At 32.5% G+C, this 22924-nt stretch carries 1 protein-coding gene; it reads right to left on the reverse strand.

Annotation, left to right across the window (positions count from 1 at the left end):
• Positions 1-22203, reverse strand: coding sequence for a non-ribosomal peptide synthase/polyketide synthase (locus ACKTTV_RS01545; RefSeq protein WP_408029040.1), 22203 nt, complete (start codon positions 22201-22203; stop codon positions 1-3).
• Between the last annotated feature and the right edge of the window lie 721 nt (positions 22204-22924).

Genomic DNA, 22924 nt, shown 5'->3' on the forward strand with positions numbered 1-22924 from the left:
TTATATCTCAATAATTTCGTTAAAATCTTCTTCGTCTTTTTCGTTGTTTTTGGTGTCTTTGAATAAATCAATTAGAATTCCAAGGCCCTCAATAGTAGCATGTTCAAATACTTCTCTAATTGCAATATCAATTTCAAACTCTTGCCTTATGGCAGAAACTAAGCGGGTGGCTAATAAACTATGACCTCCTAATTCAAAGAAGTTGTCATATATGCCGATTTTTTCTATGCTCAGTAATTGTTGCCATATTGTTGTAAGAGCTTTTTCAGTAGAAGTTCTGGCCGCTACATATTCTTTATTTGTCAATAATGAGTTGTCAACTTCTGGTAATGCTTTTTTATCGAGTTTTCCGTTTACGGTGAGAGGCAATGCTTCAATTTCAATCCAAATCTTCGGAATCATATACTCAGGTAAACTTGTTTTTAATTCCTGAATAATCCTATTTTTATTTATAGGAGCTGACTCAAACACGACGTATCCAACTAGGTAATCCAAGTTGTTTTTATCCTTTTTAGCAAGAACACAACCGCTATGAATATCTTCAATGGCGAGGAGCGCATTTTCTATTTCTCCAAGTTCAACTCTGTATCCTCTGATTTTTATTTGATCATCTATCCTTCCTATAAACTCAATTGTACCATTGGGTAACCATCTTGCAATGTCTCCAGTTTTGTACATACGTTTGCCACTTTTGAATGGATGATTTACAAACTTTTCTTGAGTAAGTGTCATATGGTTTAAATAACCTCTAGCAAGACCGTCTCCTGCCAAGCATAACTCTCCAAATACCCCAATTGGTTGTAATTGATTTTCTTTGTTTATTATGTATGCTTCCGTATTAGCAATAGGAGCTCCGATAGAAACCAATTCGTTTGCGTTATTTTGGGAGTTGTATTGAAGCTTTGTAGCGGTTACGGTTGCTTCTGTCGGACCATATTCATTATAAAGTTCAGCAAAACTAGAAAGTTTTTTAGCTAACTCAGGAGAACAGCTTTCTCCTCCGGAAATTATCCTTTTTACACTTGAACAGTTTTCTAATTCGGTCAATTGAGCCAGATAACTAGGAGTACCATCAATATGAGTTATTTGGTGTTTATTTATAAGTTTCACCACCTTATTCGGATTCAAGATAACCTCCTTAGAAGCAAGAACGAGTCCAGCTCCACTTAACAAAGCTAAAAATAGCTGTTCAACGGAAGCATCAAAAACATAATTTGAAAATAGTAAAACACGTTCCTTGTCAGAGAAATCAAATTCTTTTATTTGATAATGGATTAAGTTGACAACAGAACGGTTTTCAATCATTACTCCTTTTGGCGTTCCTGTACTTCCAGAAGTATAGATGACATAAGCCAAATCTGATGATTTTGAATTGGTTATTGGATTTTCTTTAGAGAAATTCTCAATTTGAGACCAGTCTTCATCTAATCTGAATAGAGAGATATTAGGCTTACTTTCAACTGCAATTGAACTGTTTTTATCTGTTAATACAATTTTAGTTTTTGTATCGTTCAAGATATGTTCAATTCTTTTTTCAGGATAACCAGCATCTATCGGTACATAAGCTGCTCCAGCTTTTAAAATTCCTAAAATACCTATAATCATTTCAATGTTTCTATCTACACAAATCCCAATAAAATCATCAGCTTTAACACCTTGTTTTAATAAATAATGAGCTACTTTATTCGCTCTTTCATTTAGTTCTTTGTACGTGAGCTGTTGCTCATTGTATAGAAGAGCAATGTTGTTAGGGGTTTCGGTTACTTGTTCTTTAAATAGTTCGGCAAGTGTTTTGCTTTTTGGATAGTTAAATACCGAATTGTTTAGATTTACTAGTAGTTGATGTTCTTCTTTTTCAGTTAAGAAGTTTATGTTTTGAATTCTTTGTATTCTATTATCAACAATTTGTTCTAAAAGAGCTTTATAATGATGTAATAACTGATTTATTGTTTTTTGTGCAAACAGATTTTTTCTATAATTCATCAACAGTTTTATCTGTCCATCGTTTTCGTAGGCGTCTAAGGAAAGATCAAATTTAGCAAGTACAGCTGTTGAATTATAACTTGAAATAGTAGTATCGCCTAAACGAAGTTCATTGTTTTCTTCAGGTGCATTTTGAAGAGCAAACATCACTTGAAATAAAGGAGTGGTACTAATATTTCTTTCAGAAACAGTGGCATTAACAACTTTTTCAAAAGGCGCTAATTGATGATCATATGCTTCTAGTGTTGTTGTTTTTACAGTATTTAGCGCGTCAATAAAACTAGGATTGTCAGCGAAATTGCTTCGAAGAGCCAATGTGTTTACAAAGAAACCTATCATCTGTTCCAATTCAACCTGAGTTCTGTTAGCTATAGGTGTTCCAATACAGATATCATTTTGATTACTATATCTACTCAATAATACTTTAAATGCTGTTAATAGAAGCATGAAAAGAGTAACCTCTTCTTCTTGGCAAATAGCTTGTAATGATTTGGATAGTTTTTCATCAAGAATTAAAGAAAATAGTTCTCCTTCGGTATTTTGAGTTCTTGAGTGAGGGTAGTCAGCTGGTAAGGCTAAGTTCGAAACATTGTCTAGTTTGGTTTTCCAATAGTTAAGTTGTTCGTTAATAATACTTCCCTCTAAATGTTCACGTTGCCAAATAGCATAATCAGAATACTGAATAGATATTTCAGGTAGTTGAGGTTGTTCACCTTTACTTAAGGAGTCATAAATAGAGGTAAACTCATCAACTAAAATACCTTTTGACCATCCATCACCAGCAATATGATGAATAACAATGGCAAGAATATGCTTCTCTTCATGAACTTCGTACAGTTTTGATCTCAACATATAATCTTTGGAAAGATTAAAAGGAGTTTGTATATAGTTTCTTACGTCAATATCAATCAAGTTTTTGTCAGAAATTATATCTTTTTGCATTTCCCAATTATCTTCGGAAATTATCTGTTGATACTCTTGTTCATTTTCTGAAACTAATACAGTTCTAAGAACTTCATGTCTTTTTACTATATGCTTAATTGATTGCTCTAAAACAAAGGCGTCTATACGTCCATTTAATTCGATCACAAACTGCATATGATATTCTGTTGATCCTTGAAGTTTATCAATAAACCACAATCTTTCTTGGCTAAATGATAATGGTATTAACTCTTTGGATGATTTAGGTGTTACAGAAGGAATTCTGGTTTTGCTTGCATTTTGAATGCTGTTTTCAAATATTGAAGCGATCGTTTTAAACTTAAAAACATCTTTGATACTTACCTCAAGTTTGAGCTCTGATCTAATTTTAGCAACTAAACGAGTCGCTAAAAGACTATGCCCTCCTAGTTCAAAGAAGTTATCATGAATTCCTATAATATCTATTCTTAATAAGTCCTTCCATAGTTCAACAAGAGCTGTTTCAGTTTCATTTCTAGGAGCTTCATATTGAGTTGTTGATAATAAAAGAATCTCGGGTTTTGGTAACGCTTTTTTATCAATTTTTCCATTGGTAGTAAGCGGCATGCTTTCAAGTTCAACCCATGCTTGAGGAACCATGTAGTCAGGAATTTTTAATTTTAAGTCTTCCTGAATTTTCTCTTTTGTAATCCCTTTTTCAAGAACTAAATATCCAGAAAGAATACTATTGTGTTCATTTTTTAGTACCAAAACACATTGTTCAATAACCCCTGGCAGTGAAGATATGGCTGTTTCAATTTCACCTAGTTCAATTCGATAACCACGTATTTTAACTTGATTATCAATTCTACCAATAAATTCGATGTTTCCGTCAGGTAGCCAACGTGCTAAATCTCCAGTTTTGTAAATCTTTTCTATTTCATTTGAGAATGGATTTTGTATGAACTTCTCTTCTGTGAGTTCAGGTTTATTTAAGTATCCATTAGCAACACCATCACCTCCAACACATAACTCACCAACAACTCCAATCGGACAAGGAATTAGGTTAGAGTTAATAATATAGGCAGTTCTGTTTTTAAGTGGTTTACCAATAGGAATATTACTTTCTAATTCCGAAGTTTTTTTATACACAGTAGAAAAGGTCGTGTTTTCAGTTGGACCATAAACATTCATAATTTGAAGTTTAGGGAATTGTTTCATCAATCTATTGGTTAAATTGAATAGTACAATATCACCACCAACCATTAAGTAGCTTAAGTTTTTAAACGCTGTTGGGTTGGTCTCTACTACCTGATGAAACCAAGAAGAAGTCATAAAAAGCGTATTTACCTTAAAATGATTAATGACTTGCTCTAAACTATTTGGATCTAGTAGTGTTTGCGTATCCTCTAAAACTAATTTACCACCATTTAAAAGTGTACCCCAGTATTCAATAGTAGTAGCATCGAAAGCAACAGAACCTGTAGATAGCCAAACCGTACTTGAATCTAGTGTGATATAATCTGAACTCATGGCTATACTAACCACGTTTTTATGGTTGACCATAACACCTTTTGGTTTACCCGTACTTCCTGATGTGTACATGATATAAGCTAGACTCTCTAGAGTTGCTCTTTGTGGATTTAAACGTAAATAATCTTTCTTTGTAGTTAGTTCCTTATCAACAAACAATAGTTGAATTGAGTCATTGAAAATAATTTCTGAGTCTGTAGATTTAGTAATGATTAGATTGATGTTACTGTCTTCAATGATATATTCAATTCTACTTTGAGGATATTCTGGGTCTAGAGGAACGTAGGTTGCTCCGCATTTTAAAATCCCTAAAATACTCTCAATAAGATCAATACTTCTCTCTAAACAAATACCAACAAAATCGCCTTCTTGAACACCCCTACCTTTTAAAGAAATAGCAATGTTGTTTGATTTAGCATCAAGTTCTTGATAACTGAGTTCTTTCGTGCCCGAAAGAATAGCAATGTTGTTAGGGCTAAGTGCCACTTGTTTTTCAAACAAATCGATAATTGATTCATCCTTTGGGTATGATAAATCTGTATTATTGAATGTAATTAATATTTTTTCTTGATCACTTTCAGGTAAAACAGATAAGGTGTTTATTGGAGCATCACTTTGGTTGATAACATTTTCTATTAACGAAACAATGGCTTCGATCATATAAGATATCACCTTATTTCCATCAATGGTTTCATCAACTAAGGCGGTTAGATAAAATCCAGTTTCTAAGTTGTCTACATTTAATGAAAATGGGTAGTTATTTCTTTCATGGCTATCAATTGACGATACTTCAATATCACCCATCATTACCTTATTGTCGTCATTAAGATTTGGTTTAGAATGACGGTAATTGAGTAAAGAACTAATCAATGGAACATCGTTGGAAATAGCACTCCACTTATGTATGTTTGACATTGAAGTTTGTTCGTATGGGAGAAGATCATTTAAATGAGCATTAACCTTTTGTATATATTCCAGAGCATTTCCTGTTTGTTCTATATAAAAAGGAAGTGTATTAATGCACAGTCCAATTGACTCCGAAACATCTGCTGAGTTTTGTAATCTACCAGAAAATAAGGTGCCGAAAATAGCATAATCGGTATTACTACATTGGCTAACCACCATTCCAAAAGCAGCATGGAAGAGTACGGCAGGACTCATTTTATGGTCTTTACAAATATTTCGTATTTTATTGTTTAAGTCATCAGGTAATAAAGTGCGACTCTCCTTTATATTTGAAACGTTGGTTGAAGTATTTTGAATATGAAAAGGATAACTTGCTTCTTCAACTTTATTATAAATTTTCTTGAAGAAACTTTCTGCATTATTCGTTGCCTGATTATGTTGAGTAGCACCAATAAAGTCTCTATAAAGAGATGGTTTTTGCAGTTCGTTTTCTTGGTTATTTAAAAACATGTTTACTTCCGCAATCATTTTCTCTAAACCTATATGATCAGAAATTAAATGGTGTTTATTAATGATCAAATAATAGGTGCTGTTTTTATGATCATCGGCATGTTTTACATTAACCAATGGAGCTTTGCTAACATCTAACCATTGATTCCCTGGAGCAACTAACTCTTTTAATTCTTCTAAAATGTTGTTTGATGTAAGGTTTAATTGCTCGTTAATGAGTTGAGCTTTTCTTTGAACTACTTGAACAGGCTGAGATAACTCTTCATTAAAGAAACATGTTCTTAAAACATCATGACGGTCAATAACTTTTTGTAGTGCTTCAATAAATTTTAAGCGATCTTCAGGAGAATTGAAAGAATAAAGTCCAGAAAATAAATATGCATCACTTTTATCGGAACTTCCCATAGAATGATGGAAATAAATACCTTCTTGTAATGGGGAAAGTGTATAAATATCTTGAATGTTTTCAATTCCATTCGGTATTCTGGCAATGATACTGTCAATTTCTTCTTGATTAAGGTTTGACAATGGAACCATTGAAGGTGTAATTCGTTTGATTTCCGCTGTGATTCCGTTTTCAGGAATAACATATTCTACTATTGTAGTTCTTAATTTTTCTGAAATTCCTGCAATAGTAGGAGTTAAGAATACATCCTTTACTTCTACAGAATAGTTCAAAGCTCTTAACTCGGAAATCATTTTTATAACTAATAAACTATGACCTCCAAATTCGAAAAAGTTATTATGGATTCCGATTTTTTCAATATTGAGAAGCTTTTGCCAAATTTCGACTAGTATCTCTTGAATTTCATTTTCAGGAGCAACAAAGTCATCATTTTTTGTATAGTTTAGATTGGGTTCAGGTAATGCTTTTTTATCCAGTTTACCATTTGGAGTTAAAGGAATTTCATCAAGTGTAACCCAACTTGAAGGAATCATATATTCGGGAAGTAAATCCGACAGAGATTTCTTTAAATTGTCTGCCGATATGCCTTCGTCTAGTACAATGTATGCTATCAATATAGCTTCCTCTTTGGCATTGCTTTTTGCTAAAACACAAGCTTGTTTTACATGAGTAATATTTGATATTGTTGTTTCAATTTCACCTAGCTCAACTCTATATCCTCTAATTTTAACTTGTTCATCAATTCGTCCGATAAACTCAATGTTCCCATCAGGTAACCATTTGACTATGTCGCCAGTTTTATAAATAAGGCTGCCTTTTTTAAATGGGTTTGAAACGAATTTCTCTTGAGTTAATTTTTCATTATTCAAATAACCAAAAGATAAACAATCTCCTGAAATACATAGTTCTCCTGCAACTCCAACGGGTTGTATCTGATTGTTTTTGTTTAGAACATATATATCAGCATTGTCAATAGGTTTACCAATAGGTAAGGTATTACCATATTGTTTGGAAACATCATATTGATGTTCAGTAACAGAGATAGTAGCCTCTGTTGGCCCATATTTGTTGAAAAAGATGGTGTTTTCAGGAACTCCCTTGATTAGCTCGATATTACATACTTCTCCACCAGAAACTACTCTTTTGAGGTTTTCACAATTAGGAAGGTTCTTTAGCTGACTCAGGTAACTTGGAGTGGCATGTAAATGTGTTATTTTTTCTTCAATTAAAAGGTCACAGAATTTTATTGGATCGAGAATGATACTTTTTGAAGTTTGTACCAAGGTAGAACCATTCGTCAACGCTAAAAACAGTTGTTCGACAGATGCATCAAAAACGAAATTTGAAAACTGAAGAATTCTTTCCTCTGAATCAATTTTAAATGTTTTTGATTGATGATTTATATAGTTTGAAAGCGATTTATGACCAACTTTTACTCCTTTTGGAGTTCCTGTACTTCCAGAGGTGTATATAACATATGCTAAACTTAAACTATTAAATGTATGTTCAATATTGTTTTTAGAGTAGCTCGAAATACCTTCCCAATTTTCAGTGAGATTAACAACATGGTTTTCTAAACTATTGTCAATAAATGGGGCAGAACTATTGTCAACTAAAAGAACTTTTACTTTAGTGTCATTTAAGATAAAATTGATTCGTTTTTGGGGAAAGGTTGGATCAATTGGGACATAAGCTGCTCCAGATTTTAGAATCCCCAAGATACCAACAATCATATCAAAGCTTCTATCAATACTAATTCCAACAAGATCATTTGAACGTATTCCTTTGTCTTTTAGGAAATGTGCCAGTTGATTTGATTTTTCATTAAGTTGCTCATAGCTTAATTCATTATTGTTTAGTTTTAAGGCTACCTCAAAAGGTGTTTGTTGAACTCTTTCTTCAAATTGATCAATTACAGATGTTTGGTCAATATTCGGTTTTTTCGGAGAATTGAAGTTAAGTATTGTTTTTCTTTCTTCAGAAGATAAAATAGGTAAACTATGAATAAATTGGTGCCTGTTTTTTACAATACTTTCAAGAAGTGTTTTGTACTGACTTAAAAACTGAGTTATAGTTTCTTTTTTAAACAAGCTAGTTCTATATCCCATTACTAATTTCAATCTTCCTTCTATCTCGAAAATGTTTAAAGTAAGGTCAAACTTGGCATGTTTCTTTTCCTGAGAATAGTTTTGGGCTTCAATATTCTGAAGAGTCAATTTATGCTCTTTCGAAGATTTATTTTGGAGAGAGAATAATGTTTGAAAAAGAGGAGTCGTACTAATATCTCTTTTAGAAACTACTTTTTCAACTACCTTTTCAAATGGAGCAAGTTGATTATCGTAAGCATCTAGTGTGGTGTTTTTAACCTGGTTTAAGATTTCGTGAAATGTTCGATTGCCACTTAGATCACTTCTTAAAGCTAATGTATTAACAAAGAATCCGATCATATTTTCAAGTTCCGTTTGAGTTCTATTAGCAATAGGTGTACCTACACAAATGTCTTCTTGATTACTATAACGACTCAGAAACACTTTGTATCCAGTTAACATCAGCATGAATAGAGTTACGTTTTCTTCAGAAGACAATTGATGTAATGAATTTGATAATGTAACATCCAGCTCTAGAGAAGCAGTGGCACCATTAGAATCCGGTTGACTAGGACGAGTGAAATCTGTGGGCAACCATAAATTAGGAGTATTTTGTAACTTGTTTTCCCAATATGTTAATTGGTCATTAATAATACCACCCTCTAAATTGTTACGTTGCCAAATAGCATAATCAGAATAGTGAACATCAAGCTTCTGCAGTTTAGGAGTTTCGTTCTTAGTAAAGGAGTTGTAAACTGTATTTAACTCGTTTATAAATATTTTTGTGGACCATCCATCACTTGCTACATGATGAAAAACACAAACAAAAACAAATTCTTTTTTACCAGTTTCTATTAAAGTGGCTCTTATTTTAAAATCTACCGAAAAATCAAAAGGAGTCATCACAAATTGCTTTAAATATTCTTCAGTCATAGAATTGGAAAGCTGCTCTTTATGAAGCTGCCACGAGTTCGAAGGAATTACCTTTTGAAGCTCCTCTCCATCTTTTTCAATAAGCAAGGTTCTAAGTGCTCTATGGCGTTCGATTATGTAGCGTAGTGATTTTTCTAAAATATCAACATTAATATTTCCTTTTAATTTTACAATAAAAGGCATGTGGTATTCAGTTGATCCTTGAAGTTTATCAATAAACCAAAGTCTTTCTTGACTGAAAGATAATGGAGCATATTCATCTTGATTTTGCGGAACTAAAGCTGGTAGTATTTGTTTACCTTTTCTAGATGTTATATAATCATGAAATGATGCTATTGTTTTATATTCGAAAACTTCTTTAATGGCAGTTTCAAATTTCAGTCTTGAACGTATTTTAGAAGCAAGTCGTGTAGCGAGTAATGAATGCCCTCCAAGTTCGAAGAAATCGTCATGAATACCTATTTTCTCAATAGATAAAAGCTCTTGCCAAATTAGAGTTAATTGTTTTTCAGTTTCATTCCTAGGAGCTTGGTATTTCGAAGTTGAAATTAGGCTGTCATTAGGTTTAGGAAGCGCTTTTTTATCTATTTTTCCATTGGTGGTAATTGGCATTGCTTCTAATTCAATCCAAATTGAAGGAACCATGTATTCTGGTAATTGCTGCTTTAATTCCTCTTGGATGAATTGCTTGTTTATACCTTTTTCTAAAACGATATATGCAACAAGGTTATTGATGTTATTCTTGTTTTTTACGGCAAGCACAGAATGTTGAATAACACCCTTAATTGTGGAAAGAGCACTGTCAATTTCGCCCAATTCAATTCTGTAACCCCTAATCTTAACTTGCTCGTCGATTCGTCCAATAAACTGAATATTTCCATCAGGTAGCCATTTAGCTAAGTCGCCCGTTTTATAAATAAGACTGTTTTTTTTGAAAGGATTTGAAACGAACTTTTCTTGGGTTAATTTTTCATTGTTTAAATAGCCAAAAGATAAACAATCACCTGAAACACACAGCTCTCCCGCAACACCAATAGGTTGTAATTGGTTGTTTTTATTTAGAATATAAATTTCGCTGTTGTTAATAGGTTTACCTATTGGTAGCGAGTTGTCATACACTTTTGAAGCATCGTATTGATGCTCCGTAATTGATATCGTAGCTTCGGTTGGTCCATATTTATTGAAGAAATCTGTGTTTTCTGGAATTATATGAGTCAATTCTAGATTACACATTTCACCACCGGAAACGACTCTTTTGAGACTTTCGCAATTTGGTAGGTCTGTTAACTGAGTTAGATAACTTGGAGTAGCATGTAAATGTGTTATATTTTGATTACTCAAAGTTTCACAAAATCTTACAGGGTCTAGAATGACCTCTTTTGAGGTTAGTACTAGAGTTGAACCATTCGTTAATGCTAAAAATAGTTGCTCGACAGAGGCGTCGAAAACAAAATTTGAAAACTGAAGAATTCTCTCCTCAGGATCAATTTTAAATGTTTTTGATTGATAATTTATATAGTTTGAAAGCGATTTATGACCAACTTTAACGCCTTTAGGGGTTCCTGTACTCCCAGAGGTATAAATGACATAGGCCAAACTTTCTTTGTCAAAAGAATGATTCATATTAGCTTTCGGAAAACGTGAAATATCATTCCAGTTTTCATCAAGTGAAATGACCTGAATATTTTCCTTGTGGTGAACAATTGAAATAGATTTTTGATCAACCAGAAGAACTTTTACCTGAATATCATTTAGAATAAAGTCGATTCTTTTTTGAGGGAATGTAGGATCAATAGGAACATAAGCAGCTTCAGCTTTTAAGATTCCTAAAATACCTATTATCATTTCAAAACTCCTATCAATACTAATGGCGACAAGATCATTGGATTTTACCCCTTTGTTTTTTAGGAAACCTGCTAACTGATTTGATTTTTCATTTAATTGCTCATAACTCAACTCATTATTATTCAAACTTAAAGCGATCGCTTTTGGCGTTTCGAGCGTTTTCTTCTCGATTTGATCTACTATAGACGTATAGTCTAATATTGGTTTGTTGAAAGTATTGAAATTGAGTAATGCCTCTTTTTCTTTAGAGGATATGATAGGTAAACTATGAATAAATTCATGTCTGTTTTTTACAATACTTTCAAGAAGTGTTTTGTACTGACTTAAGAATCGTGAAATGGTTTCCTTTTTGAACAAGCAGGTTCGGTACCCCATTACTAATTTAAGTTTTCCTCGCACTTCGAGAACATCTAACGTAAAATCAAATTTTGTACTAATTCTATCGAGTGAATAATTGATAGTTTCAATATTCTCAAGAGCTAGTTGATGTTTTTCCGAAGATGTATTTTGAAGAGAAAATAATGTCTGAAATAGAGGGGTAGTGTTTAAATCTCTTTTTGTAACCACTTTTTCGACCACTTTTTCAAACGGAGTAAGTTGATGATCGTAGGCATCTAATGTAGTTGTTTTAACTTGACTTAAGATTTCATTGAAGGTTAAATTACCACTTAAATCCGTTCGTAGAGCTAAGGTGTTAACAAAGAATCCGATCATGTTTTCGAGCTCTGTTTGAGTCCTATTAGCAATAGGTGTTCCAATACAAATATCTTCTTGATTGCTATAACGACTCAACAAAACTTTATATCCAGTCAGCATAAGCATAAACAGAGTAACATTCTCTTTAGAGCATATTTCATTTAGAGAATTTGATAATGAAAGATCGAGTTCTATAGATTCAGAAGCGGCTTCAGAACTAGGTTTTGCAGGACGTTGAAAATCTGTTGGGAATGATAGACTTGGAGTGTCTTTTAGTTTGTTTTCCCAATAAGTCAATTGCTTATTTATGATATTTCCTTCTAGATTGGTACGTTGCCAAGTAGCGTAGTCAGAATATTGAATGTTAAGCTCTTGTAATTCTGGAGTTTCTCCTTTGAGATAAGAGTTGTAAACTTGGCTCAATTCATCAATAAAAATTTTCATAGACCATCCATCACTGGCTATATGATGGAAAATACATGCAAAAACAAATTCTCTTTCATTAACCTCAAATAAAGCAGCTCTTAATTTAATGTCTTTATAAAGGTCAAAAGGAGTTGTCACAAATCGTTTTATACGATCTTCGATAGATTTTCCTCTTAGGCACTCTTGATGTAGTTTCCAAGAACCCATTGAGATAATTTTTTGAAACTCTTCTTCGTCTTTTTCAACCAATAAAGTTCTTAATGCTTGATGACGCTGAATAATGTATTGAAGTGACTTTTCTAAAATATCGGCATGAATCTCTCCCTTTAACTTTACAATAAAGTTCATATGATATTCTGTGGTTCCTTGTAGTTTGTCTATAAATGACAATCGTTCTTGACTAAAGGATAAAGGAGCGAGTTCTCCTCGGTTTTGAGCGGTTATAAGGGGTAATACATCTTTATCTTCTCTTGAAGTAATATACTCATAAAATGAGGCGATTGTCTTGTATTCAAAAACAGCTTTAATAGTGGTTTCAAAACCTAAATCGGTACGAATTCTAGAAACAAGTCGAGTAGCCAGTAATGAATGCCCTCCTAATTCAAAGAAATCATCATGGATACCTAATTTTTCAATAGATAATAACTCTTGCCAAATGAGTACTAATTGATGTTCCGTTTTATTTCTTGGAGCCTCGTATTCCGAAGAAGAAATCAGATCTTCACTTGGTTTCGGAAGCGCTTTTTTGTCTACTTTTCCATTCGTAGTAATTGGCAGACCATCCATTTCAATCCAAATAGATGGTACCATATATTCTGGTAATTGCTTTTTAAGTGCCTCTTGAATCTGATTCTTATTTACATCCTTTTCTAAAACAACATAAGCGACTAAATTATTTGTGTTGTTTTTGTTTTTTAAAGGAAGTATAGCATGTTGAATAACCCCATTGATTGTAGAAAGTGTGTTTTCTATTTCACCAAGTTCAATTCGATATCCTCTAATTTTAACTTGATCATCCGTACGTCCCATGAATTCGAGATTTCCATCAGGAAGCCATCGAGCTAAATCTCCTGTTTTGTAGAGTTTGTTTTCAGGATTATTACTAAAAGGATTTTGAATAAATTTTTCTGAGGTCAACACATCTTTATTTAGATAACCTCTTGCTAGACTTGTTCCTGCAATACATAGCTCGCCAGTTACTCCAAGCGGAAGCATAGTATTGTTGTCATCCAATAGGTATACTTGAGTATTGTTTATTGGAGTTCCAATAGAAACTAATGATTTGGCAGAACCTTTAAACAGAGTGGCACAAATACTGGTTTCTGTTGGACCATAAGCATTCACAAAGTTGCAATGATTAGAAATTCTCTCAGCTAAGTCTAATGAGATTGACTCTCCAGCAGATATAATAGTTTCTAAACTATTTAATTTTTCAATCTCTAACAATTGTAAATATGCTGGTGGAATAATCGCTGAGGTAATTCCGTACTCGTTAATGAAATTAGTAAAGAAGTTAACATCAGATTTTTTAGATTCTTCTATGATATAAAGAGCACTTCCAGACAGTAAAGAAGTTAAGGTTTCACAAATAGAAGCATCAAAAGACGGGCTCGCAAATTGAAGATTTTTAGAGTTTTTATGGATAGAAAAACCAGGGATCAAGGCTGTAATTGTGTTTACAATTCCTTTATGCTCTATCATAACACCTTTGGGTTTTCCTGTACTACCCGAAGTATAAATTATATAAGCCAAATTATTCATTGAAATGGCTACTTTGGGTAAACTTTTTGAGTGTTTGTTTATCTCCTTTTCAAATGTTTCAATAAAAGGTTGATCAATGATAATCTTGCTATTGCTATCATCAAGAATATATTGTTGTCTTTCTTCAGGGAACTTTGAGTCGATAGGAACGTAAACACCACCTGCTTTGAGTATACCTAAAAAGGAAATAATTAGCCAAGGATTTCTTTCAAGAATAACGGCAATAGGTTCTTCTAATTGAATGTTTTTAGAGGCTAGTAAATAATTGGCTAGTTGATTTGATTTCTGATCTAAGTCTTTATATGTCAATTCTAAACCATTATAAACAATTGCAATTGAATCAGGTGATTCAACCACTTGTTTAACAAACAAATCAATAAGGTTTAAGTGATCTGTATAGGTTACGTTGGTATCATTAAAATCAACGATTAATTGTTGTTTCTCACTATTTGGAAGTATAGAAATGTTTGATATGCTTAATGTATTGTTATTTCTTAATTCCTTTAACATGCGTTTTAAAGCTTCAAGCATATACGATACCAGTCTTTCAGGATGAAGACTATTGTCAACTTGAGCATTAAGTTTGAAGGCATTACCAAAATCATCAACATTTAAAGAAAAAGGATAGTTACTGCGTTCATATGAATCTAAATATGACATTTCAACTGTTCCCATTTTAATGATATCACCATGGTTTAAAGCTGACTCCGTATGGCGATAGTTAAACAACGAACTTATGAAAGGTGTACCATTTGAAATAGCACTCCACTTATGAATATCAGATATAGAGGTTTGTTCATACGGAAGTAACCCTTGTAAATGAGTGTTTACTTTTTGAATATATTCTAAAACAGTTCCCTCAATATTTATCAATACAGGAAGAGTATTAATGCATAAACCTAATGAGTTAGAGCTTTCAGTAGCATTATTAAACCTTCCAGAAAATAATGAGCCAAATAATGCGTAATCAGTATTACTGCACTTTGCAACTACAATTGCGAAAGCTGCATGGAAAAACGAAGCAGGGCTTATAAAGTGTTCTTTACAAATACGTCGTATTTCGTTGTTGATTTCTTTTGGTAAAACAAGTTCACTTTCCTTTATATTATTGATATCTGTTAAGGTGTTCGATAAGTTAAAAGGATAGCTCGGTTCTATGATGTTCTTGTAAAGCTCGGTAAAATAGGTTTTCGGATTGTTAACTTCTCTTTGGTGTAATAATCTTCCGATAAAGTCTCTATACAGAGTTGGTGTAGGAAGCTCAGCACTTTTCTCTGTTAAAAATGATTTAATCTCCAAAATCATTTTTTCAAGGCCGATATGGTCAGAGATTAAATGGTGTCTATTTACAATTAAGTAATAGTTATTATTTAGAGGATCATCAGCGTATTTAGCATTAATCAATGGAGCTTGAGTAATATCCATCCATTGGTTTCCTGGAGTAACAAGTGTCTTTAATTCTCCTAGTATATCGTTGGAAACATTAAGGTTTAATTCTTCTGGTATTAGCTTGGCCTTTCTTTGGACAACTTGAACGGGTTGTGAAAGGTTTTCACCAAGGAAGCAAGTTCTTAAAACATCATGTCGATCTATTACTTTCTGAAGTGCTTCTATAAATCTTGAACGATTTTCAGAAGAGTTAAAAGAAAAAAGACTTGGAATTAAGTACGAATCTCCTTTTTCTGGAGAACTTAACATATGATGAAAGTAAATACCTTCCTGTAATGGAGAAAGCGTATAAATATCTTGAATATTTTGAGACTTTCCAGAAATGGTATTAGCAATAACATCTAAATCTTTTTGATTCAGGTTTGCTAATGGTACCATTGAAGGCGTTATTTCAATACTATCTGTTGTTATTCCATTTTTTGGAACACAATACTGAGTTGTTTCAGTGTTTACTTTTTTACTGAGTGTTTCAATAGTTGGGTTTTCAAAAATATCTTTTATCTCAACGGAATAACCAGCATTTTTTAGTTGTGATATTATTTTTACAATTAGTAAACTATGACCTCCTAACTCAAAGAAATTATCAGCAATTCCAATTTGATCAATCCCTAGAATATTTTGCCAAACGTTAACAAAATCTTCTTCTATTTTGGATTTAGGCGCTATATATGTTGTTTTTCTAACAATAGAATCAGATGGCTGAGGTAAAGCCCTTTTGTCTAGTTTTCCATTGGTTGTTAACGGTAGAGTATCAATTTGTATCCAAACTTTAGGAACCATGTATTCGGGTAAAGTTTGTTTTAACTCTTCAATTATTTCATCTTTATTAATGGTTGTTTCAGATACAACATAACCAACAAGATACTCTAGGTTATTAATGTCTTTAAGAGCTAAAACACATCCATTTTGAATACCTTTTATTGAAAGCATGGTACTTTCAATCTCTCCTAATTCAATTCGATACCCTCTTATTTTTACCTGATTATCTATTCTTCCCAAGAACTCTAAAGTTCCATTTGGTAACCAGCGAGCAAGATCTCCAGATTTATACATCCGTTCATTCGAATTAAGAGGGTTTTGTATAAATTTCTGTGTCGTTAGCTCAGGTTGATTTAAATAACCTCTAGCCAATCCATCACCAGTTAAACATAGTTCTCCAAAGGCGCCTATAGGTTGTATATGATTATTTTCATTTACAATTAATACTTTCGTGTTTCCTATTGGGGTTCCTATTGAAAGAAGCTTATTGGAATTATTCTCTGGAGAAAATAATAACTCTGTAGAGGTAACAGTTGTTTCTGTAGGACCATATTCATTATAAAAATCAGTAATATTTGCTAATTTTTTAGCAAGCTCTAGTGAACAACTTTCTCCACCTGATATGATTCTTTTTAAAGTTTTACACTTCTCTAAGTTCTCTAATTGGCTCAGATAACTTGGAGTTGCATGAAAATGCGTTATTTTATTATGATTAATAAAATCTGTTAGTCTGTCTGAATTTAGAGTGACCTCTTTAGGAACCAATACTAAAACACTTCCATTTAATAGTGCTAGAAATATTTGTTCTACGGAGGCGTCAAATACGTAGTTAGAAAACTGCGAAATTCTTTCTGTGTTGTCAATACCAAAACGTTGACTTTGATAGTGTATTAAATTGATAACCGATTTATTCTCAATCATAACACCTTTTGGATTTCCAGTACTTCCTGAAGTGTAAATTACATAGGCTAAATCAGAGGGACTTGTTGATGTTGACGGAGATTCGATAGGAGAATTATTGAATTGCTTCCAGTTGTCATCTATTTTAATTGAAGAAACTTGCTGATGGTTTTTAGTTATGTTAATGCTAGTTTCATCTATAAGAAGAATATCAATTTTAGTGTCATTCAAGATGTAATCAATCCTTTTTTGAGGATAGTTAGAATCGATTGGCACATAAGCAGCTCCTGATTTAAGGATTCCCAAAATACCAATGATCATGTTGATGCTTTTATCAACAGAAATACCAATAAGGTTATTTTGCTTTGTTCCTTTTTTAATTAAATAATGAGCAAGTTGATTTGATTTTTTATTTAACTCATCATAGGTAAGAGTTTCGTTTTTATAGGCAACGGCTATTGAGTTCGGTGATTTTTTCACCTGTTCTATAAAAAGATCGATGATAGTTTTATGATCAGGGTAAGGAAAATTTGTATCATTAAAATTATGGATTAAAAGTTGTTGTTCGTGATTTGGTAAAATACTAATGTCCGATACATTAGCTGTGTCTTCATTTAAACCAGATAATAATTGGTTTAATGTTATTTGCATGTAATTAAGTAGCCTTTCAGGAGCAATACTTTGATGGAGTTGTGCATTTAATTTAAATGAGTCACCATAATCATCAACATTTAAGAAAAATGGATAATTACCACGTTCTATGGCATCAACAATTGTTACCCGTGTTCCCCCCAGAGTAATGGTGTTATTAACGGATAGGTCAGTAGAGGAATGTCTATAGTTTAAAACAGCGCTTACTATTGGAGTATCATTTGGAATCGGACTCCAATTATGAATTTCAGAAATAGAAGTTTGTTCAAAGGGAATTAAACTATTTAAGTTTTGATGTACCTCCTTTAAATATTCTTTGACTGTTCCTTTTAAAGGAATTAATACAGGGAGTGTGTTTATGAATAATCCAAGTGAATCCGAAACTTCAGTTGAAGATTGAAGCCTTCCTGAAAATAAAGAGCCAAACAAAGCATAGTTGGTATTACTAGACTGTCCAATAACGATACCAAAAGCCGCATGGAAAAAAGATGCAGGACTTATTCCTAATAATTGGCACTTTAGCCTGATCTCTGAATTCAATTTCTTAGAAAGTAGGAGGTTTTCTTCTTTGATCTGATCAACTGGAGTAGCAGTATCAGATAAATTGAAAGGATAACTAGGTTCGTCAATTTCTTGGTATAAGTTTTCGAAGAATCGTTGAGCTTTATGACTGTTCTTTTGGTTTCTTATTTGAAAAATAAACTCTCTATAAAGCTTTGGTTTGGCTAGCTCTTTGTCTTTGTTGGATAAAATAAGATCAATTTCTTGTATAAGTTTACTTAAACCTACATGATCAGAAATTAAATGGTGCTCGTTAAAAACTAAATAAAACTTGTCTTGACTCTCATCGTTCGCATATTGAATATTAATAAGAGGTCCCTTTGAAACGTCTATCCATTGTTTACCATCAGCAATAATTGATTTTACTTGGGTAAGTATGTCCTCGGTATTATTTAATTTCAATGTTTCTAGAGATAATTCCACTTCTTTTAAGACTACTTGAACTGGATGTGTGATGTTTTCACTAATAAAACATGTTCTTAAAACATCGTGTCTTTTAATGACTTCTTGTAAGGCTTCTGTAAATTTTTTGCGATCATCTTTTGTTTCAAAAGAAAATAAACTTGAAAAAATATAGGGATCTCCTTCTTTTTTTGAACTTAATAAATGATGATAATAGATTCCTTCTTGTAATGGTGATAAGGAATAAATATCTTGAATGTTTTCAACTCCACCAGAAACCGTTTTTGTAATTATATATAAGTCATTTTTATTTAATTCAGCTAAAGGAACCATGGAAGGTGTAATTTCTTTATTTTCATTAGCAATTTGATTCCAAGGAATTAAAAGCTCCTCTTCTGATACCTCAATTTTAAGGCTAATTTCTTCTATGGTAGGTGAGTTAAAGATATCCTTTACTTCTAAACGATACCCTTTTGAACGTAATTCTGAAATTAGCTGAATAACTAAAATACTATGCCCTCCAAGTTTAAAGAAGTTATCCTTTATTCCAACCTTTGGCACTCCCAAGATATTTTGCCATAAAGTGGCTAATTCAATTTCCAAAGGAGAACTAGGAGCCATATATGCTTCTTCAGAAACGATGTTTATATCGGTTTCTGGTAGAGCCGACTTATCAAGTTTTCCATTTGCTGTTAATGGAATAGATTCTAATGATACCCAAGTGGTAGGAATCATATATTCGGGAAGAGATTCTTTTAGGCCTTTTTTTATCGTCTCGATAGAACCGGAATCATTTAAGACAACATAACCAATTAGAATGTTGTTTTTCTGGTTGTCTTTTCTTGTAAGTATAGCACAGTTTTTAACTTCTGGTAATTTGAATAAAGCGCTTTCAATCTCACCTAGTTCGATTCTGTGCCCTCTAATTTTTACCTGATTGTCTATACGACCTATAAATTCGATAGTACCGTCAGGAAGCCATTTGGCATTATCACCTGTTTTATAAATTATACTATCTTTTTTTAATGGATTTTTTACAAATTTCTCTTTGGTGAGTTCTTTGTTGTTCAAATAACCAGTTGATAAACCAATTCCAGAAATGCAAAGCTCACCAGAAACCCCAATAGGACAAACTTCATTTTTATTATTCAAAATATAAAGCTCCATGTTTGCTATGGGACGTCCAATGGGAAGAACGGTTGAATTGGCTGAAGCTGGATCGAATTTATATTCAGTAGCAGAAATAGTGGCTTCTGTTGGTCCGTATTTATTGTAGAAATCTACATTACTAGGAATTTTTTGTGCTAGATTTAATGGACAAACTTCGCCTCCAGAAACAATCCTTTTTAAGTCAGTACAACTGTCTAGATTACCTAGTTGTTGAAGGTAACTTGGGGTTGCATGAATGTGTGTTACCTTTTTATCAATTAATAAAGTATGTAGCTTTTCAGTGTCAAGAATTTCGTCTTTTGAAGGGATTACCAAGGTTGCTCCATTTATAAGAGCTAGGAAAAACTGCTCTATAGAAGCATCGAAAACAAAATTAGAAAATTGAAGAACACTTTCTTTTGAATGAAAGTTAAAGAATTTTGACTGGTATTGAATGTAATTATTCAAGGAATTATGATTGATCATAACTCCTTTAGGTGTTCCCGTTGTACCTGAAGTGTAAATTACATACGCTAAACTTTCAGATATATTATCTCTGTAAAGATTGTTTTTTGAAAAAGAAGAAACCTTATCCCAATCGTTGTTCAAGTTAATAACCAAAGGTACTTCGTTTTTTAACGAAATATTCGTAGTATGAAGTAATACACTAAGCTTGGTATCTCTGATAATAAACTTGATTCTTTCTTGAGGATATTCAGATGATATAGGTACATACGCTGCACCAGCTTTTAAAATACCTAGAATACCAATAATCATTTCAAAACTTTTGTCGGTAAGTAATCCAACAATATCATTCGACTTGACTTTATTTTCTTTTAAGAAATGAGCCAGTTGATTTGATCGACGATTTAATTCTTGATAAGAGAGTTGTTGTCCATTATATGTTAAAGCGGTGCTTTGAGGACTTAATTGTACTTGCTTTTCAAATAAATCAAGCACACTTTCATCTTTCGTAGGCTTAAAGGTAGAGGTATTGAACTCAGCGACTAATTTTTGTAATTCGTTCTTTGGAATAATGGAAATGTCTTTTACAGGAGTATCAAGAGAAAGAGCGAATTGTCTTATTATATGTAATAATCGGTTCGCAATTAATGGTATTTCATTTTCATGAAAATAATTTAGAATATAGTCTATATTAAGCTCTAAAGAAGAGTCTTCGCCATAATCGCACCAACGGAAGGATAATGGATTTAATAAGTCTGTAGTAGAATTTAAATGTTTAGTTTCAATATGTAAACCAGAGTCTAAAGATTTAGGAAAAGGGAAAGGTTCATAGTTAACAGTAATGTCATATAAACGTGATCGTTTTTCCGAAGATAATTGTAAAGATCTGTTTAAATGTGAAATAGGAAAAGAACGATGTCTATAATCGTTCCGTTGTTCTTTTTTTATTGATGATATGAGTTCAACTATTGATTGGTCGGGATCATATTTTCCTTTAAAAGGAAGTATACTGGAAAACATTCCTAATGTTTTGCGTTCAACTCTACTGGCTCTATTATGAATGGGGGTTCCAAAAGTGAATTCTTTCTTTTGCTTTGTTTTTCCAAAATAGACAATTAAAGCAGCCAATGTAAACTGTGATAAGTTCGCATTTGTATGCTTAGATAGACTATTGAAAAGAGCGCGATCTGAATCCGAGATTATAACTGAGTGTCTCGCTCCTTCTTCGTTACTTGAAGAAACATTAGGTTGAAGTAATGCTTCAGGAATAGCTTTGAACTTGTTGCTCCAGTATGTTTTATCAGTTTCGTAAAATTTAGATTGTAAATACTCGTTACTTTTTTTAATTGCATTTAAATAGGTAGGAGATGCTATTTCAGAAATTTCTACGTCCTTACATAAATTGTCATAAGAGCTAATTACGCTATCTGCTATTAAGGTAAACCCATAACCATCAGTAAATAGATGATGAAAACAGCCAAACCACCAGAACTCATTGTCACTTATTTTCAGTAAAGATGATTTATATAAAGGACTTTTATAAATGTTGAAAGGAGTGTTGAATTGCGATTGCATCCATTTGATAGCCGTTTCTTTAGGCGCTACATTTTCAGAAAAATCAATTTCATTTAGTATTATATCTTCGGGAGCTGAGCTTAGAAAACATTTTGGAGTTATTTCTGAAAAGTCATATTTTAAGTTGTAGGAATCAAATGTCGAAGGTAATCTTCTTAAGGCGGTTTTAAAGTGGTTTATATTAAAGTAGCCTTTAAAAACAATATAACCTCCAATATTGTATAAAGGGCTTTCTGGTTTTAATAGTTGAGCATAAAAGACGTCTTGCTGCGCTAAATGCAGGTCTGATTTTGGTTGAATTTCCATTGTTAATAGAGTAATGCTATAAGGTACAGGCCCCCAAGAGAAAGTAGAAAACTATCTCTTAAAAGTTCGTGTAACGAAACAACAGCCTAGTACCTAGTATTTAAGGTAAAAGATTAAAGTATGTTGAATGAAATGTGAGTAATTTATTGGTTAGATAAATTACATGTTGGTATAATTTAGCTGGAATTACAGATTTTACGTGTGAGTTTTTCTTGTATTCGGAGTGTTTTGGTAACGAATAATCCTATGTATCCCCCTCCTTGGATTAGGTTCATTGCTATGTTCCCTTGCATTTTGGTTAAGTTTGGTTAAAATGGTTAAAAGTCATTCAAAAAAAACAAGTAAAAGAAAGTGAAACTACTTTCTTTTAGGTTATTCATTTTTTCAAAAAACTTTTAAAATTGGTTGGTTGTTTGTTTTCTATATTACAATCCATTTTTGATGCTCAAATAGCTCAAAAATAGATTACGAAACAAAGTTACAAATCTTTAAAATATAAAAAGATATAATACAGTTTAAGAATTCTTTAAGGCAGAGTTAAGGGGTTGCTTTACAGGTTTTAACATGTTTTAACTTTTCTTTATTTAACTAATTTTTAACTAAATTTTAAAACGATTAAACTTGAGTTTGAATTGAATAAATGAAAACCGTTTTTTTTATCATGATTTAGAAGTAAGGTAGATTAATATTTCCTCATCTTTGCAACTTCAATTAAATGGGA

The sequence above is a fragment of the Tenacibaculum xiamenense genome (assembly GCF_964513065.1).
Taxonomy (GTDB): Bacteria; Bacteroidota; Bacteroidia; order Flavobacteriales; family Flavobacteriaceae; genus Polaribacter; species Polaribacter xiamenense.

Bases quoted from the DNA above. Each gene is read 5' to 3' on its own strand.
- ACKTTV_RS01545 (WP_408029040.1), bottom strand. From the start codon at position 22,203: ATGGAAATTCAACCAAAATCAGACCTGCATTTAGCGCAGCAAGACGTC.